The sequence below is a fragment of the Amycolatopsis vancoresmycina genome, assembly GCF_000716785.1.
GTDB lineage: Bacteria > Actinomycetota > Actinomycetes > Mycobacteriales > Pseudonocardiaceae > Amycolatopsis > Amycolatopsis vancoresmycina.
On the sequence record NZ_JNYY01000020.1, the window covers coordinates 1 to 22,902 of the forward strand.

Consider the following 22,902-nt stretch of genomic DNA (forward strand, 5'->3'; position numbering starts at 1 on the left):
GCAAGGTTGCGCTGCTCTCTCGCGTTGCGCTCTGTGTTGCGGGCCCGGCTCAAAGTGATTTCACGGCCTCAGGCGACGGGATGACCACCCTGCTCCTTCATGACAGTGCCGCTACCGCCTCCACCGCCTCGCGCGTCTCCCTGACGTTGTGTGCTCGGAACACCGCTGCTCCTGCTCGTGCCGCTATCGCCGTGGCTGCCAGTGTTCCTGGCAGGCGTTCGGATGCTTCGACGTCCAGGGTTTCGCCGATCAGATCCTTGTTCGACAGCGCCACCAGGACCGGCCAGCCCGTTGTCACCAGGCGGTCGAAGTTCCTCAGCAACTGCAATCCGTGGCGGGTGCTCTTGCCGAAGTCGAACGTCGGGTCGATCAGTACTCCCTCCCTCGGTACGCCGGCTTCCACCGTTCGTGATGCCGCCGCCGTCAGCTCTGCCACCACGTCCGCCACCACGTCGTCGTAGCGGGGCCAGAATGGGCGGTCCGGGGTTGGGGCCGGGTACGGGTCCGTGCGGACCGGCATGCCTCCGACGTGGGAACACACGTAGCCCGTGCCGAACTCCGCGGCGATCTCCACCAGCTTCGGGTCGGCTCCCGCCCACGTGTCGTTCAGGAGGTCGGCTCCCGCTTCGCAGACCTGGCGGCCGACCTCGTGGCGCCAGGTGTCGACGCTGATCACCAGGTTCGGGTGGCGGTTGCGGACCTCCGCCACGAATGGGACCACCCGGCGGATCTCCTCGTCGACGTCGACCTCGGGGCCCTCGCCCGCCTTCACGCCGCCGATGTCCACGATGTCGGCGCCCGCCGTGACCGCTCGGTCCACCGCCTCCAGGGCTGCCGTGTCGGTGAAGGTCGCGCCCTTGTCGTAGAACGAGTCCGGGGTTCGGTTGACGATGGCCATGACCAGGGCGCGGTCGGCTGGCATGCGGCGGCCGCGGAAGACCGTCTCCGGCCGGTGTGACGTCATGGTCCCAACACTGCCAGGTCACGGCTGGGTCCGGAACGCCGCGTCCGGGGGCGTCCGCCGGTTATCCTCGGGCGCGCGAACCGACCGAGGGGGACGAAATGAGCGAGGAACCGGCCCGGAGCGAGGCCGAGACGATGATCGCCGAGGCCAAGAAGGCCCTCTTCGTCATGGTGGGCCTGCTGGCCGTGCTGTGGCTGGTGCAGATCGTCAACGCCGTCGACGACTACGGTATCGGCCGGGACCTCGGCATCGAACCGCGGGACCCGGCGTCGCTGCCGGACGTGCTGACCTCGCCGTTCATGCACTCCAGCTGGGGGCACATCGAGGCCAACTCGGGGCCGCTGTTCATCTTCGGGTTCCTCGCCGCCTACCGCGGGGTGAAGAAGTGGTTCGCCGTCAGCCTGCTGATCATCGTCGCCAGCGGCCTCGGCGTGTGGTTCACCGCGCCGTCGAACAGCGTCACCGTCGGGGCCAGCGGCCTGCTGTTCGGCTACTTCGGGTACGTCATCGTGCGCGGACTCTTCGACCGGCACCCGATCGACATCGTGATCGGGCTGGTGATGGCGCTGTGCTTCGCCTACCAGTTCACCTCGCTGCTGCCCACCGACGAGCGGGTCAGCTGGCAGGGTCACCTGTTCGGGTTCGCCGGCGGCATCATCGGCGGCTGGGTCTTCCGCGACCGGCGCCCCAAGGCGGTCGCCGCCCCCGACCCGGCGACCGCCCTGCTCCCCAAGGACCTCAGCTAGGCGGCTCCAGCTCCGCCTCGACGACGATCCGGACGTACCGGCCGATCACCGCGCGCGGCACCCGCAGGCCGAGCGGGGCCCGGTCCAGCGTCCCGGTGGCGCGGACGCGGGTGGCGCCGTCCGGGACGACGGTCAGCGTCAGCGGGCACGACGTCCCGCGCAGCGCCAGCTCGCCGGTCACCGCCCAGCCGTCGTCCTGCCGCCGGACGCCGGTGGCCGTGAAGGTCATGGCCGGGCGGGCGGCGCTGTCCAGCAGGTTCGGCTTGCGCAGGTCGGCGTCGCGGCGCTCGTTCCGCGTGTCGAGCGCGCCGAGGTCCAGCTCCGCGTGGACGGCGGTCACCGCGCCGTCGCGTACCTCGACGCCGCCGGTGCGGACCGGAATCGTGCCGCGCACCCGGTTGACGCCGACGTTGCGGACCTCGAAGGCCGCCGTCGTCCGTCCACTGCGGACGGTCCAGGTGCCCGCGCGCAGGGCGGGCGCGGTGTGCGGGCTCATCGCGCACCTGCCGGAGCCGGCAGGGCCGCGTGCCGCACGCGGTGCAGGTCGACCCGGTCCGGGCCGGGCAGCAGCGCCGGGTCCTCGCCGGGCAGCAGCTCGGTGGCCATGATCGCCTCCTGGACGGCTTCGACCGTCGCCAGCGACGCGGTGAAGCCCACGACGACCAGCGACCGGTCTTCGGCGAGGAGGGCGTACGTCGTGCCGACGCCCTCGATGCCCCGGACGGCCGGCCAGATGCGTTCGCGGCCGGCGCGCTGCTCGGCGGCCGACTGGTCGGCGCTCTTCGGCCCGTCGAACCAGGTGAGCTGGGCGTAGGCGGCCGCGTCCGACGCGGAGTGCACGTCGGCGACCCGGTAGGCGCCGGCGTCGAGCCAGGTGGTCCCGGCGGGCCGCCGGGCCGCGGCCGCACCCGCCGCCGCGGCGTCGGGCCAGAAGGTGACGACGGCGCCGGCCTGGCCGCCGAGTTCGGTGAGGGTGGCGGCGCCGAGGGCGCCTCCGGCGAGGTCGTGCGGCCCCAGTGGACCCCGGAACCGGTGGATGGTGGCGTGCATCGGGTGCTCCTTTTCGCTGGTCCTGACGTTGGGGACGACTTTCGCCGCCGGCGGCGTCCCGGACATCAGTGCCAGTACGGAGGAGGCCACCGAAACCGGGCACGGAGGGGATACTGCTCGGGTGACGCGCAGCGAGCCGTTCGTCGGGCGGGCCGGTGCCGCGGCCGACCTGCGGGCCTGGCTCGCGGCGGCGGCCGGCGGGACCGGCGCGGTCGTGCTCGTCGGCGGCCCGGCGGGGATCGGCAAGACCCGCCTGGCCGAGGCCGTCACCGGCCCGGCGGCCGTCTGGGGCCGGTGCGTCGACGACCCGGGCGCGCCGCCGCTGTGGCCGTGGCGCCGGGTGCTCCAGGCGCTGCCGGAGGTGGGCGCGGAGGTCTCCCGCGCGCTGGCCGAGCTGGACGGCCGTGCGGGCACCGACCTGGTCGCGGCCCGGTTCCGGTTCGTCGCGCTGGCGGCCGACGCGCTGGTGGCCGCGGCCGAGCCCGCCGGTCTCGTCGTGGTCCTCGAGGACGTGCACTGGGCCGACGAGGCGTCGCTGCGGCTGCTGCGGCACCTCGCCGGCGAGATCCGCCGGTCCCGGCTCGCCGTGGTCGCGACCTACCGGGACACCGGCCCGTCCGGCGCGCTCTTCGAGGCCCTGCCCGAGCTGCTGGGCCGGCCGGGCACCGAGAGCCTGCGCCTGGAGCCGCTGACCGAACCCGACGTCCGGGCCTACCTCGCCGAGGTCGGCCGCGCGGGCGTGGACGCCGTCGACGCGCTGCGGCGCTCGGGCGGCAACCCGCTGTACCTCAAGGCGGTCGCCCGGTCGTCGGCGGCCGGCGACGGCGAGGCGGAGCTGCGGCACCTCGTCCGCACCACCGTCGCCGGGCTGGCCACGGGCCCGCGGGAGCTGCTGGCGATCGCCTCGGTCCTCGGCGAGGAGGTCGACGCGCACGTCGTCGCCGAAGTCGCCGGCCGGCCGGTGCCCGAGGTGGTCGTGGCCCTCGACCGCGCGGTCCGCGCCGGGGTGCTGCTGCCCGCCGACGCCGGGTCACGGCGGTTCGCCCACGCCGTCGTGCGCGACGGCATCTACGCCGACCTCGACCAGGGCGTCCGCGAGGAACTGCACGCCCGGACGGCGGCCGCACTGGAGCACCGGGCCGAGCCGGGCGTGGTGGCGGGGCACTGGCTGCGTTCGGCGCCGACGCCGGGCACCCTCGCCCGGGCGGCGGAGTGGGCCGAGACGGCGGCGCGGGACGCCACCCACGCGCTGGCCTTCACCGAAGCCGCGCGGTTCCTGGCCCTCGCGCTCGACTGCCGCCGCCGCGCGGGCCCCCGCGACGGGTTCGCCGCCCTGCTCGTCGACCTCGCGACCGCGGAGTACCGGGCGGGCCGGTTCGCCCGCAGCTTCGGCCACGCGCGCGAAGCCGCCGCGCTGACGCCGGACCCGGCACTGGTGGCCGCCGCGGCGCTGGTCGTCCGGGACACTTCGGCGCCCGACCTGCTGCCGGGGATGGCCGCGCTGACCGAGTCCGCGCTGGCGGCGCTCGGCCCGGACGCGGACCCGGCCGTGCGGGCGAAGCTGCTGGCCCAGTCCGCGGCCGTGACCGCCGACTACGGGCGCGCGACCGAGGCCGTCAAGGCCGCGGACGAGGCCATGGAGCTGGCGGAGCTCTCCGGCGACCAGGAAGCGCGGCTCGACGCCGTCCGCGCCCGGCTGAAGATCCGCCCGTTCGAGCTGCCGCTGGCCGAACGGCTGCGGCTCGGCGCGCTCGCCGTCGCCCTCGGCGGCACGGGACGGCCGCTGGTGGCGCTGTGGGGGCACAAGTGGCGGCTGGACGCGGCGTTCGAAGTCGGCACGGTGGCCGTCGTCGACACCGAGCTGGCCGCGATCGCGGCCCTCGCGGCGACGACCCGGCTGCCGTTGGTCCGCTGGCACGAGCTGCGGCTGCGCGCGTCGGTCGCGGCCTACCGCGGCGCGTTCGCCGAGGCCCGCGCGCAGAACCGGCTGGCGGGCGAACTCGCGGCGGCGGAGCTGGCGGAGGACCGGTCCGCCGCCGGGATGTCGTTCGCGTTCGCGCAGCAGCTGGCCGACGTCGTCGGCGACCCGGCGGAGCTGCCCGACGGCTACGACGAGCTGCTGGCGATCGCGCCGCCGTTGCCGATCACGATCATCTCCCGGCCGCTCTGCGCCCTGCTCGGCGGCCGCCGCGACGAAGCACGGGCGGCCTACGACGCGCTGCGCCCCCGCCTGCGCGACCCCGACTTCCTGGGCCAGGCCCCGGGAATCGCGCCGAACCTGCTGCCGCTGCTGGAAACGTTCGAGGACGTCGAAACGGCGGAGTGGCTCGCCGCGCGGCTGGCCGGTGCCCCGCCGGTCGGCTCGGGCGGCGCGGGCACGTTCTGCAGCGACTGCTCCAGCGGCTGGACCGCCCGCCTCGCCGCGCTCCTGGGCCGGCACGCCGAAGCGGTGTCGCGGTTCGAGGAGGCGATCGCGTGGGACACGCGCCTCGGCGCCCGCCCGTACGTCGTGCACAACCGCGTCCGCCTGGCCACCGTCCTGGCCACGCTCGGCGAGCTCCAGCGCGCGGAAACCCTGGCGCGGCAGGCGGCCGAGGAGGCCCGCCGGCTCGGCATGCCGGGCTGGCTCCGCGACGCGACGGCGCTGCTCGACCGGCTCCGGCACGAGGGCGACCCGCTGACCGGCCGCGAGCGGGAGGTCGCGACGCTGGTCGCCGGCGCGCTGAGCAACCGCCAGATCGCCCACCGGCTGGTGCTTTCCGAGCGCACGGTGGAAAGCCACGTCCGCAGCGTCCTGGCCAAGCTGGGCCTGGCCAACCGGACCGAAGTCGCGGCCTGGGCGCAGCGCCGCGGCCTCACGCCGGACCGAACGCGAACACCGCCTCGGTGAACTGGTCCGGGTCGAAGTCCATCGCCTGGTGCGCCTGGCCGTGCAGCGGCACCACGCTGGCCCCGGGGATCAGCCCGGCGACCGCCTCGGCGGCGAGCCGGAGGTAGTCCGGGCTCTCCGTGCCGGCGAACAGCCGGACCGGGATCGCGATTTCGCCGAGCCGCTCGTCGAACACCATGCCCTCGACGACGTCCAGCTCCCGCGGGATCGTGGGCGCGGCGGCCACGCGGGCGGGCCAGACCGGCGTCGCGCGCATCGCCTCGACGGCCGCCGGAGCGAGCCGGAGGGCTTCCCGCAGGAAGATTTCGAGGATCTCTTCCAGGTGTTCCGCGGCCCGCATGCGGCTGCGCGCGTCCGGCCCGACGACCGCCCCGCCGGGCTTCGGCCGCGGCGGTTCGTAGGCGGCGAGCCGGCTGACCGCCTTCGTGAGCCGGACGGCTTCCAGCGCGCACAGGGCGCCGTAGGAGTGGGCGAGGAGGTAGACGTCGCCGCCGGCCGCTTCGGCCACGGCGGCGATGTCCTCGCCCTCCCGCCGGATGTCGTACGCGGCGGCTTCGTCCCGGCTGAGCCCGCGGCCGCGGCGGTCGACGAGGTACAGGCGGTAGCGCCGGGCGAGCCGGTCGCGGACCGCCGTCCAGCGGGTGTGGTCCGCGCCGGTGCCGTGCACGAGGACCATCGGCGGGCCGTCGCCGAGCGTCTCGAACCCGACGACCGTCCCGTCGGGCGAAGTGACTGTCGCCATGCGTCCGAGGCTAAGCGCTTTCGCGGCGCGCTGTGAGGACGCTGTGCGTCCGGCCCGCACCTTGTGAAGTCACTGTGCATCCGGCTCCGCACGCTGCGGAACCGGCGGTGCTGTGGTGATCTGAGGGGGTGGCGATCAAGTTCCTCCGGCCCGCGCTGACGGCCGCGGCGACCGTGCTGGTCCTCGGGACCGGCCTGGTCGTCGGCACCGACACGGCCGCCGATGACGCCTACGCGGCGGGCGCGCCGGTCGCCACCCCGAGCGCTGATCCCGCGGCGCCTGCGGCTCCCGCTGCGCCGTCGAACGCCGCGGCTTCACCCGTCGGGGCGTTGTTCGCGAACGGCAGCCACTTCTGCACCGCGAGCGTCGTGCACTCCGCCGCCGGTGACCTCGTCCTGACCGCCGCCCACTGCGTCCGGGACGGCATGAGCTTCGCCCCGGGCTACCACGACGGCGTCGCGCCGTTCGGGATGTGGACCGTCACCTCGACGGCCGTCGCCGGCGGCTGGACCGCCTCGGCCGACCCGGATCTGGATTTCGCGTTCCTCACCGTCCGGCAGGCCGGGAACTCCGCGTCGGTGGAAAGCCTCACCGGCGCGAACGTGCTCGGCACGAACCGCGGATTCGTGCACCGGATCACCCTCACGGGCTACCCCGACACGAGCGATTCCCCGGTGGTTTGCGAAGGGAACACCGCGCAGTCCGACGCGTATCAGCAACGGGTGGCGTGCCCCGGTTTCCCCGACGGAACCAGCGGCGGGCCGTGGGTGACCGGCGGCGCGGTCGTCGGCGTGATCGGCGGTTTCGAACTCGGCGGGGACACCCCGGACGTCTCCTACAGCGCGTATTTCGACGACGACATCGAAAAGCTCTACGCATCCGTGACCGGCTGAAAACGCGAACCGGGCCCGCGTCCCTGGCGGAGGACACGAGCCCGGTTCACCTCTCGCGAACCTCAGCAGGTCACGATGAGCCCGGTGAGCGCCGAGCACGTCTTCGACGCGCTGTCGTTGGCGGGGTTGGGATCCGTCGGCGAGCTCGCCGTCCGCACCGCCGTCGTGGTGTACGAACCGAGCGCGAGCAGGCCGCCGTTCACCGAGAACTTGGGCGTCGCGGACGCGCCACTGGCCAGCGAAGCGAGGTCGCAGTTCACGGTCCGGGTGCCGGCGACGTGGGCACAGCCCGAGCCGCTCGCGAACGACAGGCCGGCCGGGTACGTGGCCACGACCCGGATCCCGGACGCCGCGGACGGGCCGGTGTTCGTCACGGTGAGCGTGTAGTCGATGCGCGCGTTCAGCCCGCCGTGCCCGGTGGCGCCCAGCGCGACCTTGACGTCGGCCTGCGCGGCCGGGTCGGCGATGGTGATCGACGGGCCGTCGAGGATGTCGAAGGCGTAGTTGTCACCGACGAACTGGTGCTGCAGCGTGAAGGTTCCGGGCGCCGCGGTGTCCTTGACGCGCAGGGTCCACACCGTGGTCTTCGTGCCGCCCGCCTCGAGGTCGCCGAACGCGGCCCGGTAGCTGCTCCCGGCCTGGAAGCAGCCGACGGCCGTCGTGTTGGTGCAGGACACGACGTCGACGACGTCGGTGATCGCGGTCGGCGTGCCGTAAATGGCGCCCTTCGCGAAAGTCACCGTGAAATCGGTGGGATTGTGAATGGTTTGCGTGACCGTGAAGGTCTGCCCCGGCAGCACGGTGGTGGGACTGACTTCGACGGAACTGGTGGGCGTGTCCGCCTGCGCGGCGGGCGCGATTGCGATGAAGGCCGTGGCCAGTGCGGCCACCGAGGACAGGATCGTGGTTCTTCGCCAGCTTCGTTGCATAGTCGTCATCTCGCTGTTCCAGTCCGGGGAATACCGCTCTGACAGTTCTTGCGTGGTCTTTCGGACAGCCGACGCTGATCAGTCGTCGCGCTCCCGGAATTCGTTACCGCCATCCGGACGCGCCGGGACACCGCCGTCAGGAGGGACGCCAGCGGCCGTTCATCTCACCCGGTTGCGGCGGCGGGCCAGGCAGATCGGGGCCGTGGGCCGACAACCCCTCGACGAGCAGCGCGAGGTACCGGTGGCGCAGTTGCGCCGTCCGCTCCTCGTCGTCGACGCGGATGGCGGCGCAGCACTCGAGGATCATGCCGATGTCTTCGGTGACCGCGTCCGGGCGCAGGCGCCCGGTCTCGTGCGCGCGTTCGACCAGGTGCTTCGTCAGCTCGCCCGCCCGCCGCGCGTCCCGCCCCATCTCGGGGGTCGGGGTGAACGTGCCGGCCAGGTGGACGGTCAGGGAGTGCACGTCGAGTTCGACGACCCGGGTGAGGAACCCGGTCAGCGCCGCCCAGCCGTCCGGCTCCTCCGCGGCGACCTCGGCCTCGCCGATGTACATCAGGAGCCCGTCGTGGCAGATGCGGCAAAGCAGGGCTTCCTTGCTCGGGTAGCGGCGGTAGAGGGCGCTGATGCCGACCCCGGCGCGCTCGGCGACCTGCGAGATGGGCGCCTTCGGATCGCCGAGGAAGACGTGCCGGGCGGCGTCGAGGATGACGACGTTGTTGCGGGCGGCTTGGCCGCGGCGCCCGGGCAGGGCCGTCTCGGGCGTGGCTGTCTCGCGCATGGCCGGAGATTACCACTGGAACGGATCATTCCGGTCTGCTACAGTTCGGAACGAAGCATTCCGTTCCACCCTGAAGGAGCAGCCATGACGAGCCCCGCCCTCCACCCGTTCCGCGCCGAGATCCCCCAGTCCGCCCTCGACGACCTGCAGAGCCGCCTGCGCGGCGCGCTGTGGCCGGACGACCTGCCCGCGGAGTACGGCGTCACGAACGAGCGGGTGCGCGCGCTGGCGGAGTACTGGCTGGAGAAGTTCGACTGGCGGGCGTTCGAGGCGCGGCTGAACGCGCACCCGCAGTTCGTGACGGAGATCGACGGCGAGACGATCCATTTCCTGCACGTCCGCTCGTCCCGGGCGGACGCGACCCCGCTGGTGCTGACGCACGGCTGGCCGGGCTCGATCGCGGAGTACCTGGACGTGATCGGCCCGCTGACCGAGCCGGAGTCGGCGAGCGAACCGGCGTTCCACCTGGTGATCCCGTCCCTGCCGGGCTTCGGCTTCTCGGGCCCGACGCGATCGGGCGGCTGGGGCACGCACCGCACGGCGGCGGCGTGGGCCGAGCTGATGAGCCGCCTCGGCTACGAGTCGTACGGCGCGGCGGGCAACGACGCGGGGTCGATGATCTCGCCGGAGATCGGCAGGCTCGCGCCGGAGAAGGTGGTCGGGGTGCACGTCACGCAGCTGTTCTCGTTCCCGTCGGGCGACCCGGCCGAGCTGGCGGACCTGAGCGAGGCCGACCAGGCGGCGCTGGCGCACCTGCAGTGGTTCTACGAGAACATGTTCTCGTTCAACACACTGCACAGCCAGCAGCCGCACACGCTGGCGTTCGCGCTGGCGGACTCCCCGCTGGGCCTGCTGGCGTGGAACGCCCAGCTGTTCGGCGAGCACCTGGACCCGGAGTTCGTGCTGGCGAACGTGGCCCTGTACTGGCTGACCCGAACGGGCGGCTCATCGATCCGGTTCTACTACGAGGACGCCCACAAGAAGCCGCACCCGCAGGACCCGACAACGGTCCCGACGGCCCTGGCCATGTTCGCGGGCGACTTCCAGTCGATCAGGCGTTTCGCAGAGCGCGACCACGCAAACATCGTCAGCTGGAAGACGTACGACGCACCATCGGCAAGCGGAGGCCCCCGCGACGCGGCGGGCCACTACGCGGCCCACGAGGCCCCGGAGGTCCTGGTGGCCGACATCCGCAGCTTCTTCGCCGGCCTGACAGCGTGGCCGATCTTGGCATCGGCCCACGAGGCCCTGCGCTCGGCGGTCGCGGGGGTACGGGACTGGTCGGTGCGAACGCCGTGCGCGGAATGGAACGCAACCCAGGTCCTCCAGCACGCAGCAGGAGACCAGCTGGGCTACGCAGCCGCGATCACGGGCAAGGGTGGCCCGGACTACAACCCGTTCGCCCCATCGGGTTCGCTGGAGGGCTCACCGACGGCCTTCCTGGAGCCAACGCTGGCAGCGGCAACGGCGGCGTTCGCAACGGTGCCCCAGGGGGCAAGGGAGGTCCCGACACCGTTGCCCCAGGGCGCCCTCCCGGCGGAGCTGGCAGCAGGAGCGGCAGCATTGGACGCGGCGGTGCACGCATGGGACATCGCGGTAGCGACGGGCCAGGCGACACCGCTGACGCAGGAACTGGCGGAGAAGCTGTGGCCGGTGGCGAAGCAGCTGGTGGAGCCGTTGCGAGGCTTCGCGTACGCACCGGCACTGGAGTCGGCCGACGACGGGGACGCGGTGGGAACGCTGCTGCGGTACCTGGGCCGCGACCCGGAGTGGACGGCGTGAGGAAGGCCCCCGGGGAACCATGGGCGGGGGTTTTGGGGCGGGGCGATGGAGGGGCGAAGGCCCGGAGGCGGAGGGGCGGGGGCCCGGAGGGGCCGGAGGGGCCGGAGGCCCGGAGGGGCGGAGCCGGAGGGCGGAGCCGGAAGGCCGAGGACTGGGGGCCAGAGGGGCGGAGCCTGAGGGGCCGGAGGGTCAGGCCGGGGGCCCGGAGGGCTGGGTCCGGAGGGGCCGGAGGCCCGGGGGCCCGGCCGGAGGCCTGGCCCGAAGGGGCGGAGGCCAGGCCGGGGCCCGGAAGGGCCGAAGCCCGGAGGGCCCGGGGCCAGGACGGGGCCTGGAGGGACCGAGGGCCCAACGGGCCGGAGGCGGAGGCCCAGGGCCGGAGGCCCAGGGCCGGAGGCCCGAGGCCGGGGGCGAGGCTCAAAGGGCCGGAAGACCAAGCTCGAATGGGCCGGAGGCCCGAAGGTCCCGAAAGGGCCGGAGGGCAGGGCCGGGGCTGGAGGCCGACGCCCAGCCGGCGGGGCTCGAAGGGCCGGTGGCGCGAAGAGACGGAGGTCCAAGAGGCGGAGGCACGGAGGCCAGGGCGGGGCCAAGACGCCTGGGCCGGGGGCGGAGGCCCAGGTCCGGAGCCGGGGCCGGGGCCGGGGCCGGGAGTCCCGAGACCCGAAGCCCGACAACGCCGCGGCCACAAGGCCGAAGGCCCGGCAGCCCCGGAGGGGCCGGGCCGAAGGCTGGAAGGTCCGGGTGCGGGCCTGGGAGGCCGGGCCGGGCCGGGCCGAGCAGGCAAGCCGGGCTTGAGGCCCCACCGACCCGAAGGCCGAGGAGCGGTAGCCATGAAGGGCCGGGCCAGAACACTAGAGCCCGAAAGACAGCGCCGAAGGCCCGCAGAAGCGAAAGCCCCGAGGCCCGGGGTCCGGGGCCCGGACCCCGGGGCCGAAGGGTCGAGAGGCGAGGCCGCCGAACCGGCCTCAACCCAACAGACCGGAGGGGCCGGCCCGAATGGCAAGCCCAGAGGCCAGCCGAGCAGGACGGCCACCGACTCCCCACCTAACCTCCCACGCCCGGGATCGCGCGGCCGAGCTACCCCACAAGCCGCCGACGGCAAGCCCCCAGCCCGCGCCCACCCCGCGCGAGCCAGCCGCAACCCACCCCGCCCTTCGCCCCCACCAGCCACCACGGCCGCGCCCATCGAAGGCAACACCGCTCCGCTTCTCCACCAGCCACCAAGGCCGCGCCCTCCCGGCACCCCACCGACTCCCCAGCGCCAGGTCCGGACCGCAACTAAGCCAGAGCCCAACCGAACCGTCCTCACAGCACCCCACACCAAAACCCACCCCCACCTGCGGTTCTGACTGTCCGCACAGGCCCAGGACCCCACATTCGGCGCCTCCCGCCACAGCCGACTGATCGGTACGGTGGCCGGATGATGCGCAAGGCGGTGGCCGTCCGGCGGGGAGAAACCGTGGTGGCCTCGCTCGAACAACTCCACACCTGGAGAACCCCCAGGGTCCGCACCCCTCACCAAAGCCTCCCGCAGACCGCCGAGAACGACCTCGGCGAAGGCGGCCAGCTCGCCCCGAACCCAGCAACTGACCCTGGGCATCGGACACAGGCCGCCCGGATCGTTCCGCGGCCGGGAACCGAGCTGCGTAAGCAATGACCGGGGGATCAGGAGGGCCGATGACCGACACAGCCTTGCTCGAAGTGGCATGGACCGACCCGGTCACCGGGTGCCGCGGGTACCTGGTGATCGACCGGCTCGTGCGTGGTGTCGCCAGCGGGGGCCTGCGGATGCGGCGCGGCTGCTCGCTCTTCGAAGTCCGCGGCCTCGCCCGGGGCATGACGCTCAAAGAGGGCCTCAACTACGACCCCGACGGCCGGTACGTTCCCCTCGGCGGCGCCAAGGGCGGCATCGACTTCGACCCCTACGACGATCGCGCCCGGGACGTCGTCGCCCGGTACCTGCATGCCATGCGGCCGCTCATCGAACGGTACTGGACCATGGGCGAGGACCTCGGCCTGCGGCAGGACGTCATCGACGGCGTCATCGCCGAAATCGGCCTGCTCAGCCCGGTGCAGGCCATCTACCCGCTGCTCGACGACCGCGAAGCCGCCACCGCCCGGCTGGCCGACGCCTGCCGGATCGAGGTCGGTGGGCTCGGGCTCGACGAGCTCGTCGGCGGCCTCGGTGTCGCGCAGGCCACGCTCACCGGGCTCGAAATGCTCGGCTTGGAAAACGAAGACAACCGGGTCGTGCTGCAGGGCTTCGGTGCGATGGGCGGCGCCACCGCCCGCTTCCTCGCCGACGCCGGGCTGCGCGTCGTCGGCGTCTCGGACGTCCGCGGGGTTGTCGCCAACCCGGCCGGGCTCGACGTCGAGAACCTGCTCCGGCACCGCGACCGCTTCGGCGGCATCGATCGCGACAACCTCAAGCCCGGCGACGAGCTCCTGCCGCCGGAAGCGTGGCTCGACGTGCCCGCCGAGGTCCTCGTGCCGGCCGCGATCTCCTACTGCGTCGACTCCGACAACCAGGCCAAGATCGGCGCGCAACTCATCGTCGAGGCCGCGAACCTGCCCGTCACGCCGGACGCCGAGGAGCTCCTCGACGCGCGGGGCATCCGGGTGGTGCCGGACTTCGTCGCCAACTCGGCGACCAACTCGTGGTGGTGGTGGACGCTGTTCGGCGACGTCGCCGCCGACGCCGAGGAAGCCTTCGGCAAGGTCCGCGCCCGGATGCGCGCCCTGGTGACCGCCATCTTCGAGGTCGCCACCCTCGACGGCCTCAGCCTGCGCGCCGCCGCGCTGCAACTGTCGGAGAGCAACCTCAAGGCCATCCAGGCCCGATTCGGGTGAGGGCGCGGGGAACGAAACCAGCCCCGAGATAGTTGAGCGTTGTATGAAACTCGGCATCTACAGCTTCGGCGACCGCGCGCCGGACCCGCGCACCGGCGAACAGCCCTCCGTCGCGCAGACGCTGGCCAACACCCTCGAGCGGATCAAGCTCGCCGACGAGCTGGGCCTCGGCTTCTACGGCCTCGGCGAGCACCACCTCGACCAGTACGCCATCTCCAACCCCGGCACCGTGCTGGCCGCCGCCGCGAGCGTCACGAGCCAGATCACCCTCAGCTCCGCCGTCACCGTGCTGAGCACCGAGGACCCGGTCCGCCTCTACCAGCAGTTCACCACGCTCGACCAGCTCAGCCACGGCCGCGCCGAACTGCTCGCCGGGCGCGGGTCGTTCACCGAGTCGTTCCCGCTGTTCGGCAACGACCTCGGCGACTACGACGAGCTCTTCGAAGAGAAGCTCGCCCTGCTCCTGCACATCGACCGCGAAGACCCGCTGACCTGGTCCGGCAAGTTCCGGCCGCCGCTGGAGAACGCGCGGATCCTGCCCCGGCCGTACGGCGAGCACCTGCGCATCTCGGTCGGCACCGGCGGCAACCCCGAGTCGTCGATCCGCGCCGGGCTGCTCGGGCTGCCCGTGGTGTACGCGGTGATCGGCGGCCGGCCCGAGCGCTTCGCCCCGCTCGTCGACCTCTACCGCCAGGCCGGCGAAGCCGGAGAACAACAGGACCTGCACGTCACCATGGGCGCGATCGGCTTCATCGCCGAGAAGTCCCAGGACGCCAAGGAAACCTTCTACCCGTACTGGCTCGAAACGATGAAGTACGGCGCCCGCGCCCGCGGCTGGGCGATCCCGACCCGCGCCGAATACGACGGATACACCCGCGACGCGAACGCGCTGTTCGTCGGCAGCCCCCAGGAGATCGCCGAACGGCTGATCGCGGTCGGCAAGCTCACCGGCGCGGACCGGTACGCGATGCAGATGGACTGGTCCGGTGTCCCGCACGCCGAGGTCATGCGGGCCATCGAACTCCTCGGCACCGAGGTGCTTCCGTTGGTGGAAAAGGAGTTCTAGACGTCGTTGCCGGCGATGTAGCCGAACGTCATCGCCGGGCCGATGGTCGACCCCGCGCCGGCGTAGCTGTGGCCCATCACCGCCGCGCTCGCGTTGCCCGCCGCGTACAGGCCCGGGATCACCGAGCCGTCCGGGCGCAGCACCCGCGCCCGGGCGTCCGTGCGCATGCCGCCCTTCGTGCCGAGGTCGCCGGGGACCAGCCGCAGCGCGTAGTACGGTGCCGACCACAGCGGCGCCAGGCAGGAGTTCGGTGACACCGACGGGTCCGTGTAGTAGTGGTCGTACGCGCTCGCGCCGCGGTGGAACTCACTGTCCACACCGGACCGGGCGAAGCCGTTGAAGCGATCCACAGTGGACTTCAACGTGGCGGACGGCACGCCGATCTGCGTGGCGAGACCCTGGATCGTCGACGCCTTGAACACCGCACCCGCGTTGTACCAGACGTCCGGGAACGGCAGCAGCGGCGCGATGTCGCGGAACAGGTACCGGTTGCGGTAGTTCTGGTCGACGATCAGCCACGCCGGGATGTCCGGCGCCGACGGGTTCTTGTCGTACATCGTGTGCACGACGTCGCTGTAGGGCGCGGCTTCGTTGACGAACCGCTGCCCGGCCTGGTTCACGATCAGCCCGCCGGGCAGGGTCCGTTCGGCCAGGCAGAAGTACGGGTCGCCCGGCGTCGGGATGGCCGGGCCCCACCACGCGTCGTCCATCAGGTCGAGGGCGGCGCCGGCGCGCTGCCCGGCGCGGTGGCCGTCGCCGGTGTTCTCCTTCGCGCCGACGGTCCAGTCGGTGCCGATCGGCTGCCGCTGGTACTGCGCGCGCATGGCCGCGTTGTGCTCGAACCCGCCCGAGCCGACGATCACGCCGCGCCGCGCCCGCACCAGCCCGCTCGGCGTCAGCACCCCGGTCACCGCCCCGTTTTCGACGTTCAGGTCGACGAGCGGGGTGTTCAGCAGCACCGGGACGTTCGCCCGCAGCAGGCCCACGCGCAGCCCGGCGGCGAGCGACTGCCCCATGGTGAGCGGCTTCTGCCCGGCCAGCGCGGCGGCCGTGCCGCGGGCGAGGCATTCGGCGGCGACCGCGGCGCCCTTGGCGTTCACCAGCGCGAGGTTCAGCCACTTGTAGTCGGCGCTGAAGACGACGAGCCCGGGCGGGGTGGCCAGGTACGGCGGGTTGAGGTTCGCCAGCTCGACACCCAGTAGGTTGCCGTCGAACTGGTCCGGCTCGATCGACCGGCCGTTCGGCAGCCCGCCCGGCAGCTCCGGGTAGTAGTCGCTGTAGCCGTCCATGAACCGGAACCGCAGCGGGCTGTTGGCCAAGACGAACGAGATCATCGCCGGGCCGTTGCGCAGGAAGGCCTCCTGCCGCGCGGCCGGCACGTCCGGGCCGACGACGGCGGCGAGGTACTGCGCGGCCTTCGCGGGCGTGTCCGGCACGCCGGCGGCGAGCAGCACCTGGTTGTTGGGGATCCAGATGCCGGCGCCGGACCGGGCCGCGGAGCCGCCGAACGTCGGCGCCTTCTCGAGCACGACGACGCTGAGCCCGCGCTTGGCCGCGGTGAGCGCCGCGGTCATGCCGGCGGCGCCGGAGCCGACCACGACGACGTCGTACTCCCCCAGCGGCGCCGCCGCAGCCGGGCTCGCAAGCCCGGCCGTCACGGCGAGGCCGACCCCGGCGGCGCTGCCGAGGAGGAGCTGGCGGCGGGTCAGGTCGGCATCCATGGCGACTCCTCGCTCGCGGAAACGGCGATGGTCATGGTGTCCGCAGCATCGCAAAACTGGAACAGGTTCTACCCGAGTGGAGCAGTGCGGGAACTCCTCGCTCGGCCGGTGGCGCCAACCGGACGCGGCATTCGGGCGCAAGCCGACCCTCCCCCGTGGACACCTCCGAGCAAGTTGACGACCTCCTCAAGTTATGGCTAAGTTGAGCACATCCTCAAGTTGTCTCGAGAAGGAGATCCCCGTGTCGAAAGTGCTCGCCGTCCTGGGTGTCGGCCCCGGACTCGGCCTGTCGATCGCCCACCGCTTCGGGCGCGAAGGCTTCACGACGGCGCTGGTGTCCCGCAGCGACACACGGCATGCGACGTACCGCGCGTCGCTGGCCGGGATCGACGCCCGCACGTACACGGCCGACGTGACGGACGAAACCCGGCTCCACGACGTCCTCGCCCGCATCACCGCCGACACCGGCGAAATCGACACGGTGTACTTCGGACCGGCCGACGCCACGTCCGGTCCGGGCATCACGCCCCTCACCGAGGCCGGGCCCGAGGTGCTGCGTGCGTCGATCGAGTCCTTCATGCTCCCGGCGGCGAGACTGGCCGGAGCCGTGCTGCCGGACATGCTGGCGCGCGGCTCGGGCTCCCTGCTCTTCGCCGGCGGCCTGAGCGGCAAGTACCCGATGCCGATGCTGGGCAGCCTCGCCCCGGCGTCGGCGGCGCTGCGCATGTACGTGCTGACGCTGCACGCGGCCCTGCGCGAAACGGGCGTCTACGCCGGCATCCTGACCATCGGCGGCCTCATCGAGCGCGGCGACATCCACCGCGCGTTCACCGCGCAGGACCACGGGTTCACGCCGGGCACGCTCGACCCGGACGACATAGCCGGGCAGGCGTGGTCGCTGTACGCCGAACGGGACCGGGCGGAAGCGGAGTTCAACGCGATGGCCGCGGTCTAGCGGAGGTGAGCGAGTTCCGGGTGCGCGGCGGCGTAGGCGTCCAGCAGCCGCCGCGCGATCGAAACCGAGTCGACCAGCGGGTGCAGTGCGAACGCCCGCAGCGCCGCGGTCCTCGAGCCCGTCGTCGCCGCTTCGATCGTCGCGCGCTCGACGGCCTTGATCGCCGTCGCCAGGCCCAGTGCGTGGTCCGGCAGCGGGGCCGCCGCGATCGGGTGGGCGCCGTTCGCGTCGACCACGCACGGCACCTCGACGACCGCGTCGGGTGGCAGGCCCGGGAGGGCCGATCCGTTGCGGACGTTGAGGATCAGCGTCGTGCGTTCGCCGTGCGCGATGGCGCGCATCAGCGCCAACGCGATCTTCTCGTAGCCGCCGCCTTCGAGGTCGTCTCGCTCGGCTTCGCGCGTCTCGGCCATGTACGTCGCTTCGCGCTCCAAGCGCGTACGTTCCCACGACGCCAGCGAAGGTTCCTCGTAGAACCCGCGTTGCTGCTCCAGCAGGAAAGCTCCGCGTGACGCGGAACCCGCGGCTTCGCGCGCGAAGTAGTAGTAATGCAGGTACTCGTTCGGCACCGCGCCGAGGACGCGCAGCCAGTCCGCGCCGAAGAGCTGCCCCTCCTCGAACGACCCGCACCGATCCGGGTCGGCGAGCAGCCGCGGCAGGACGTCCTCACCACCCACCCGGACCGCGCGCAGCCAGCCCAGGTGGTTGAGCCCGGCGTAGTCGAACCACGCCGCCGCCGGGTCGACGCCGAGGGCGCGGGCGACGCGGCGGCACAACCCCGCCGGGGAGTCGCAGATGCCGATCACCCGGCCGCCGAGGTGCGCGGCCATCGCCTCGGTGACCATCCCGGCCGGGTTGGTGAAGTTGATGACCCACGCGCGCGGCGCCAGCTCGCCGATCGCCCGGGCGAGGCGGACCGCGACCGGGACCGTCCGGAGCCCGTAGGCGATCCCGCCCGCGCCGACGGTTTCCTGGCCCAGCACGCCTTCCGCGTGCGCGATCTGCTCGTCCAGCCGGCGCCCGCGCAGGCCGCCGACCCGGATGGCCGAGAACACGAAGTCCACATCGGACAGTGCGGTGGCCAGGTCGGTGGTCGTGCGCACCCGCGGCGCGGCGCGGACGCCTTCGGCCTGCTCGGCCAGCACGCGCTCGATCGCGGCGAGCCGCCCGGCGTCGACGTCGTGCAGGACGAGCTCGGTGACGCCGCCACCGCCCAGGAGCGCGCCGTGGACCAGCGGCACGCGGAACCCGCCGCCGCCGAGGATCGCCAGTCTCATCGCCGGGGCCCGTCCGGGGGACAGCCGTGCCGCATCCGGCGACCCTAGCAGCCGGAAGCACGCAATCCGTGGCCGGAACGGCCCAGCCCTTGCGGATCTCGCGCGGCTGACGCAGGCTCGGGCCGACCGCCCGAGTGATCGACGTGGAGGCGCCCGTGCCGGCTGAGCCCACCCCCGAAGTCGACGTCTTCCTGTCCGGCCTGCTGTTCTTCGACCTGGTGTTCACCGGGCTCGAACACCCGCCGGCGCCGGGCACCGAGGTGTGGACGGGCGGCATGGGCTCGGGACCGGGCGGGATCGCGAACTTCGCGGTCGCGCTGAGCCGCCTCGGCCTGCGGACGTCGCTGGCGGCGGCGTTCGGCACCGACGTCTACGGGCGCTACTGCTGGGACGTGCTGGCCCGCCAGGAGCACATCGACCTCTCGCGGTCGCGGCGGTTCCCCGAGTGGCACTCCCCGGTGACGGTGTCCCTGGCCTACGCGGGCGACCGCGCGATGGTCACCCACGGCCACCCGCCGCCCGTTCCGGTCGCGGAGCTGGCCGGTTCCCCGCCCCCGAGCCGGGCGACGGTCGCGCACATCGGCCTCGACACGGCCGACTGGGTCCACACCGCGCACCAGGCCGGCAGCCTCGTCTTCGCCGACGTCGGCTGGGACCCGTCCGAAGCCTGGTCGCCGGCGCTGCTGGAACAGCTGGCGTGCTGCCACGCGTTCCTGCCGAACGAGGTCGAAGCCATGCGCTACACGCGCACGGACACGCCCGAGGCGGCGCTGGCCCAGCTGGCGGAGCTGGTCCCGATCGCGGTGATCACCCGCGGCGGCGACGGCGTGCTGGCCGTCGACGAAACCACCGGCGAGACGGCGGCCGTCCCGGCGCTCCCGGTGGACGTGCTGGACGCGACCGGGGCGGGCGACGTCTTCGGTGCGGGGTTCGTGGCCGCGACGCTGACGGGCTGGCCGCTGGTGGAACGCCTCCGTTTCGCGTGCTTGACGGCGAGCCTGTCGGTCCAGCACTTCGGCGGCGCGCTGGCGGCACCGGGCTGGCACGAGATCGCCCAGTGGCACGCGCGGACCCGCAGCCCGGAGTACGCGTTCCTGGACGAGGTCCTGCCGTCGGAGACGGTGGCCGGCATCCGCCGCGGCCCGGTGACGCTCGGCTTCGGCGACGACACCTGGCGCTGACCGGGGCACAGCTGCCGCGAATGACTCATTCGGGACGTCGGAGGTCCCGAATGAGTCATTCGCGACGTCAGCGCGGCGTCACCCTCACGCCACGGACACCCGCAGGATCTTGTTGTGGCTGTTGTGCGGGGTGCTGTCCTTGTCGCCGTCCACGCTGGTCGCCAGCCACATCTGGCCGTCCGGCGCCGGCTCGACCGTGCGCAGGCGCCCGTACGTGCCGTCGAAGAACGTCTGGAAGTTCGTCAGCGAGCTGCCGCTGATCACCGCGCGGTACAGCCGCGTCCCGCGCTGGCACGCCACGTACAGCGCGTCGTGGATGATCGTGATGCCGCTGCACGAGCCCTGCGCCACCGGGTACGTCTTCTTCGGCGCGATGAAGCCGTCGCACGAACCCGACGTCCCTTCGCACGACGGCCAGCCGTAGTTGCCGCCCTTCACGATCAGGTTCGTCTCGTCCATGATGCTGTTGCCGAACTCCTGTTCCCACAACCGGCCCTGCGAGTCGAACGCCAGGCCCTGGACGTTGCGGTGGCCGTAGCTCCACACCGCGTTGTGGAACGGGTTGTCGGCCGGGATCGAGCCGTCCGGGCCGATCCGCAGCACCTTTCCGTTGAGGCTGCTCGTGTTCGGCGCGTTGCTGCTGTTCTGCGCGTCACCCGTGCCCGCGAACAGGTACCGGCCGTCCGGGCTGAACCGCAGCCGCCCGCCGTTGTGGAACTTGTTGCGCGCGATGCCGGTCAGCAGGATCTGCTCGGTGCTCGTGGTCAGCGAGTCGCCGGCCGCGTCGTACTTGATCCGGACGATCCGGTTGTCGTTCGGCGAGGTGTGCATGATGTAGAGCCAGTGGTCGGAGCCGAACGACACCGGGTTGATCTCCAGCCCGGTCAGGCCGCCTTCCCCGTCGGTGCTCTGCACGTTCGGCACGGTCCCGATCGTCTTCTTCGCCCCGGTCTTCGGGTTGAGGTGGACGATGTCGTGCGCGTCGCGCTGGTTGTAGAGGATCGTGCCGTCGGGCAGGGTGACCAGGCCCCACACGACGTCGTCGTCGGTGCCGACCTGGGTGGCGCCGCAGACGCCCTGCGACGGGGTGCAGCTCGACCCGCCGGTGGTCGTGACGTCCAGCACCGGCGTGCTCGGGTCGCTCAGGTTGCCGTTCCCGTCGATGGCCCGCACCTGCAGGTGGTACGCGGTGTTCGCGGTCAGCCCGCCGAGCGTGGTGCTCGTCGTGTCGGACGTCCCGATCTGCGTGCCGCTGCTGTAGATCCGGTAGCCGACGACACCCACGTCGTCGGTCGACGCCGTCCACGCGAGGCCGATCGACGTGCTGTTGACCGCGGTCGTGTGCACGTCCGTCGGCGGGGACGGCGGCGTGTGGTCGTCGGACGGCGGCGTCTTCACGATCAGGGTGCCGCTGGCCTGCGACACGTTCCCGGCCGCGTCGCGCGCGTTGACGTAGAAGCCGTAGCTGCCGTTCGGGCCGAGGTTGCCGCAGGTCGCCGTCAGCGCGCCGGTCGTGCTCGCGCAGAGCTGGCCGTCGCGGTAGACGTCGTAGCCCGTGACGCCGGAGTTGTCGGTCGCGGCGGTCCACTCGATCGTGGCACTGGTCGCCGTCACCCCGACGAGCGTCGGCGTGCCGGGCGGTGACGGCGGCTCGACGTCACCGCCCGAGCCGTAGACGCCGAACTCCTGCAGCGAGTAGCCCTTCGACGCGTCGGTGCGGCAGCGTTTGGTGCCGTACACCCGCACGTACCGGCCGGTGCCGTCCAGCGAGGTGAGGTCTTCGACGCCGCCCTTGCCCGCGGTGGTGGCGTAGATCTTCGTCCACGTGGCGTGGTCGGCGGAGGTGTCGATCTCGTACGCGGTGGCGCACGACGCGTCCCACTGCAGCCGGACCCGGCTCACGTGCACGGTCGCGCCGAGGTCGACGTAAATCCACTGTGGATCGACACCGGCCGCGCTCGCCCAGCGCGTCGACGAGTCGCCGTCGACCGCGTTCGCCGCCGGGCAGCACCCGCCCGACGACGAGGCCGTGACGGGTTTTCCCTGCGACAGCAGCGGATCCGCGGCCGCCGCCGGGGTGATCGTCGCGGCGGCGAGTGCGAGCGCGATCGCCCCCGCCCGAATCAGTCGGCTCATACCGTCCTCCATGGCTGATGACGACGGCGGAGGTCGGATCGACCCTACGAGCGCCCGAGTCCGATGGTCAACCGGCGTCCCGGTCAACGGGCAGGACCCGGCCGAGGAAGCCGCGGATGTACCCGGCGATCGCGTCCAGGTGCGTCTCCAGCGCGAAGTGGCCGGAGTCGAGCAGGTGGATTTCGGCGTCGGGCAGGTCGCGGGCGTAGGCGCGGGCGCCGTCGGCGACGAAGATCTCGTCGTTGCCGCCCCAGACGGCCAGCAGCGGCACCTGGCTCGTCCGGAAGTACTCGTGGAACTTCGGGTACAGGCCGATGTTGTGGTGGTAGCCGGCGAGCAGCGCCATCTGGATCTCGGCGGCGCCGGGGCGGTCGAGCAGGGCCTGGTCGTGGATCCAGACGTCCGGGCTGACCAGCGACGGGTCGGGCACGCCGTCGAGGTACTGCGCCTTGGTGGCTTCCAGGGTGACCATGCCGCGCAGGTCCTCGTCGGTCAGCGTGCCGGCGGCGAGCTTCTGCGGCAGCCCGGCGCCCAGGCCCTCCACGTAGGCGTTGCCGTTCTGGGTGACGATCGCGGTCACCCGATCGGGGTGGGCGGCGGCGATCCGCAGGCCGACGGGCGCGCCGAAGTCCTGGATGTAGAGCGAGAAGCGGCCGACGCCGATCTGGTCGAGCAGGCCGAGGGTGAGTTCGGCGAGCGCGTCGAAGGTGTAGGTGAACTCGCTCGTCGACGGTGCCTCGGAGGCGCCCGCGCCCAGGTAGTCGGGGGCGATGACGTGGTAGCGGTCGGCGAGGAGCGGGATGAGGTGCCGGAACATGTGCGAGCTCGTCGGGAAGCCGTGGAGCAGCACGACGGTGGGCGCGTCGGCGGGGCCGGCTTCGCGGTAGAAGAGCCGATGCCCGGCGACGGTGGCGTAGCGGTGGTGCATGGTTGCTCCCATCTCAC

18 protein-coding genes are annotated in these 22,902 nt (G+C 72.7%); 8 read left to right on the forward strand and 10 right to left on the reverse strand.

What is annotated here, in order from left to right:
• Nucleotides 1-97: 97 nt before the first annotated feature.
• Nucleotides 98-964, reverse strand: coding sequence for a dihydropteroate synthase (gene folP / locus OO60_RS35760; RefSeq protein ID WP_003083273.1), 867 nt, complete (start codon nucleotides 962-964; stop codon nucleotides 98-100).
• 98 nt (nucleotides 965-1,062) lie between these two features.
• Here folP and OO60_RS35765 point away from each other — a divergent pair, with 98 nt between their 5' ends.
• On the forward strand, nucleotides 1,063-1,710 hold the full coding sequence (locus OO60_RS35765; protein WP_003083272.1) for a rhomboid family intramembrane serine protease: 648 nt from the start codon (nucleotides 1,063-1,065) through the stop codon (nucleotides 1,708-1,710).
• Here OO60_RS35765 and OO60_RS35770 read toward each other — a convergent pair.
• Both OO60_RS35770 and OO60_RS35775 read right to left on the reverse strand, forming a co-directional pair.
• Nucleotides 1,703-2,206 (reverse strand): YceI family protein, encoded by a 504-nt coding sequence (locus OO60_RS35770; RefSeq protein WP_003083271.1) that lies wholly within the window; start codon nucleotides 2,204-2,206, stop codon nucleotides 1,703-1,705. The genes OO60_RS35765 and OO60_RS35770 overlap by 8 nt on opposite strands.
• Entirely contained in the window at nucleotides 2,203-2,760 is a 558-nt protein-coding gene (locus OO60_RS35775) for a hypothetical protein (protein WP_003083269.1), read from the reverse strand. Before OO60_RS35775 ends, OO60_RS35770 begins: the two co-directional genes overlap by 4 nt.
• A gap of 121 nt (nucleotides 2,761-2,881) precedes the next feature.
• Between OO60_RS35775 and OO60_RS46115 the strand changes: the two genes are divergently transcribed.
• Nucleotides 2,882-5,650, forward strand: a complete 2,769-nt coding sequence (locus OO60_RS46115; RefSeq protein ID WP_003083267.1) for an ATP-binding protein — start codon at nucleotides 2,882-2,884, stop codon at nucleotides 5,648-5,650.
• On the opposite strand, the gene OO60_RS35785 is transcribed toward OO60_RS46115, so the two are convergent.
• Complete coding sequence (locus tag OO60_RS35785) at nucleotides 5,616-6,392, reverse strand: alpha/beta fold hydrolase (RefSeq protein WP_003083265.1); 777 nt, start codon at nucleotides 6,390-6,392, stop codon at nucleotides 5,616-5,618. The genes OO60_RS46115 and OO60_RS35785 overlap by 35 nt on opposite strands.
• 128 nt (nucleotides 6,393-6,520) lie before the next feature.
• On the opposite strand from OO60_RS35785, the gene OO60_RS35790 reads away from it, so the two are divergent.
• Nucleotides 6,521-7,285: a trypsin-like serine peptidase gene (locus OO60_RS35790; RefSeq protein ID WP_003083263.1), complete on the forward strand. Its 765-nt coding sequence runs from the start codon at nucleotides 6,521-6,523 to the stop codon at nucleotides 7,283-7,285.
• A gap of 62 nt (nucleotides 7,286-7,347) precedes the next feature.
• On the opposite strand, the gene OO60_RS35795 is transcribed toward OO60_RS35790, so the two are convergent.
• Together OO60_RS35795 and OO60_RS35800 are read right to left on the reverse strand one after the other, a co-directional pair.
• The gene (locus OO60_RS35795; RefSeq protein ID WP_003083258.1) at nucleotides 7,348-8,175 is read right to left on the reverse strand and encodes a DUF11 domain-containing protein; all 828 of its coding nucleotides are present in this window, start codon (nucleotides 8,173-8,175) and stop codon (nucleotides 7,348-7,350) included.
• 175 nt (nucleotides 8,176-8,350) lie between these two features.
• The gene (locus OO60_RS35800) at nucleotides 8,351-8,992 is read right to left on the reverse strand and encodes a TetR/AcrR family transcriptional regulator (protein ID WP_003083256.1); all 642 of its coding nucleotides are present in this window, start codon (nucleotides 8,990-8,992) and stop codon (nucleotides 8,351-8,353) included.
• An 84-nt stretch (nucleotides 8,993-9,076) separates the two neighbouring features.
• On the opposite strand from OO60_RS35800, the gene OO60_RS35805 reads away from it, so the two are divergent.
• From OO60_RS35805 to OO60_RS35815, 3 genes are all read left to right on the forward strand, one after another.
• Nucleotides 9,077-10,774, forward strand: coding sequence for an alpha/beta fold hydrolase (locus tag OO60_RS35805; RefSeq protein ID WP_003083251.1), 1,698 nt, complete (start codon nucleotides 9,077-9,079; stop codon nucleotides 10,772-10,774).
• 1,674 nt (nucleotides 10,775-12,448) lie between these two features.
• A complete protein-coding gene (locus tag OO60_RS35810; RefSeq protein ID WP_003083249.1) occupies nucleotides 12,449-13,621 on the forward strand; it encodes a Glu/Leu/Phe/Val dehydrogenase dimerization domain-containing protein in 1,173 nt (390 codons plus the stop codon).
• 43 nt (nucleotides 13,622-13,664) lie between these two features.
• The gene (locus OO60_RS35815) at nucleotides 13,665-14,687 is read left to right on the forward strand and encodes an LLM class flavin-dependent oxidoreductase (RefSeq protein WP_003083247.1); all 1,023 of its coding nucleotides are present in this window, start codon (nucleotides 13,665-13,667) and stop codon (nucleotides 14,685-14,687) included.
• Here OO60_RS35815 and kstD read toward each other — a convergent pair.
• Nucleotides 14,684-16,408: a 3-oxosteroid 1-dehydrogenase gene (gene kstD / locus OO60_RS35820; protein WP_003083244.1), complete on the reverse strand. Its 1,725-nt coding sequence runs from the start codon at nucleotides 16,406-16,408 to the stop codon at nucleotides 14,684-14,686. The genes OO60_RS35815 and kstD overlap by 4 nt on opposite strands.
• 241 nt (nucleotides 16,409-16,649) lie before the next feature.
• Between kstD and OO60_RS35825 the strand changes: the two genes are divergently transcribed.
• Nucleotides 16,650-17,363: an SDR family NAD(P)-dependent oxidoreductase gene (locus OO60_RS35825; protein ID WP_003083239.1), complete on the forward strand. Its 714-nt coding sequence runs from the start codon at nucleotides 16,650-16,652 to the stop codon at nucleotides 17,361-17,363.
• Here OO60_RS35825 and OO60_RS35830 read toward each other — a convergent pair.
• Entirely contained in the window at nucleotides 17,360-18,640 is a 1,281-nt protein-coding gene (locus OO60_RS35830; RefSeq protein ID WP_003083238.1) for a 6-phospho-beta-glucosidase, read from the reverse strand. The two genes, OO60_RS35825 and OO60_RS35830, sit on opposite strands and share 4 nt — an antisense overlap.
• Nucleotides 18,641-18,795: 155 nt before the next feature.
• On the opposite strand from OO60_RS35830, the gene OO60_RS35835 reads away from it, so the two are divergent.
• Nucleotides 18,796-19,821, forward strand: coding sequence for a carbohydrate kinase family protein (locus OO60_RS35835; RefSeq protein ID WP_033263056.1), 1,026 nt, complete (start codon nucleotides 18,796-18,798; stop codon nucleotides 19,819-19,821).
• An 84-nt stretch (nucleotides 19,822-19,905) separates the two neighbouring features.
• Here the strand turns inward: OO60_RS35835 and OO60_RS35840 are convergent, their stop codons facing one another.
• Together OO60_RS35840 and OO60_RS35845 are read right to left on the reverse strand one after the other, a co-directional pair.
• Complete coding sequence (locus tag OO60_RS35840) at nucleotides 19,906-21,957, reverse strand: PQQ-dependent sugar dehydrogenase (RefSeq protein WP_003083236.1); 2,052 nt, start codon at nucleotides 21,955-21,957, stop codon at nucleotides 19,906-19,908.
• Between the two features lie 67 nt (nucleotides 21,958-22,024).
• Complete coding sequence (locus tag OO60_RS35845; RefSeq protein ID WP_003083235.1) at nucleotides 22,025-22,885, reverse strand: alpha/beta fold hydrolase; 861 nt, start codon at nucleotides 22,883-22,885, stop codon at nucleotides 22,025-22,027.
• Nucleotides 22,886-22,902 lie beyond the last annotated feature (17 nt).

Bases quoted from the DNA above. Each gene is read 5' to 3' on its own strand.
- folP (WP_003083273.1), bottom strand. From the start codon at position 964: ATGACGTCACACCGGCCGGAGACGGTCTTCCGCGGCCGCCGCATGCCA.
- OO60_RS35765 (WP_003083272.1), top strand. From the start codon at position 1,063: ATGAGCGAGGAACCGGCCCGGAGCGAGGCCGAGACGATGATCGCCGAG.
- OO60_RS35770 (WP_003083271.1), bottom strand. From the start codon at position 2,206: ATGAGCCCGCACACCGCGCCCGCCCTGCGCGCGGGCACCTGGACCGTC.
- OO60_RS35775 (WP_003083269.1), bottom strand. From the start codon at position 2,760: ATGCACGCCACCATCCACCGGTTCCGGGGTCCACTGGGGCCGCACGAC.
- OO60_RS35785 (WP_003083265.1), bottom strand. From the start codon at position 6,392: ATGGCGACAGTCACTTCGCCCGACGGGACGGTCGTCGGGTTCGAGACG.
- OO60_RS35800 (WP_003083256.1), bottom strand. From the start codon at position 8,992: ATGCGCGAGACAGCCACGCCCGAGACGGCCCTGCCCGGGCGCCGCGGC.
- OO60_RS35805 (WP_003083251.1), top strand. From the start codon at position 9,077: ATGACGAGCCCCGCCCTCCACCCGTTCCGCGCCGAGATCCCCCAGTCC.
- OO60_RS35810 (WP_003083249.1), top strand. From the start codon at position 12,449: ATGACCGACACAGCCTTGCTCGAAGTGGCATGGACCGACCCGGTCACC.
- OO60_RS35815 (WP_003083247.1), top strand. From the start codon at position 13,665: ATGAAACTCGGCATCTACAGCTTCGGCGACCGCGCGCCGGACCCGCGC.
- kstD (WP_003083244.1), bottom strand. From the start codon at position 16,408: ATGGATGCCGACCTGACCCGCCGCCAGCTCCTCCTCGGCAGCGCCGCC.
- OO60_RS35830 (WP_003083238.1), bottom strand. From the start codon at position 18,640: ATGAGACTGGCGATCCTCGGCGGCGGCGGGTTCCGCGTGCCGCTGGTC.
- OO60_RS35840 (WP_003083236.1), bottom strand. From the start codon at position 21,957: ATGAGCCGACTGATTCGGGCGGGGGCGATCGCGCTCGCACTCGCCGCC.
- OO60_RS35845 (WP_003083235.1), bottom strand. From the start codon at position 22,885: ATGCACCACCGCTACGCCACCGTCGCCGGGCATCGGCTCTTCTACCGC.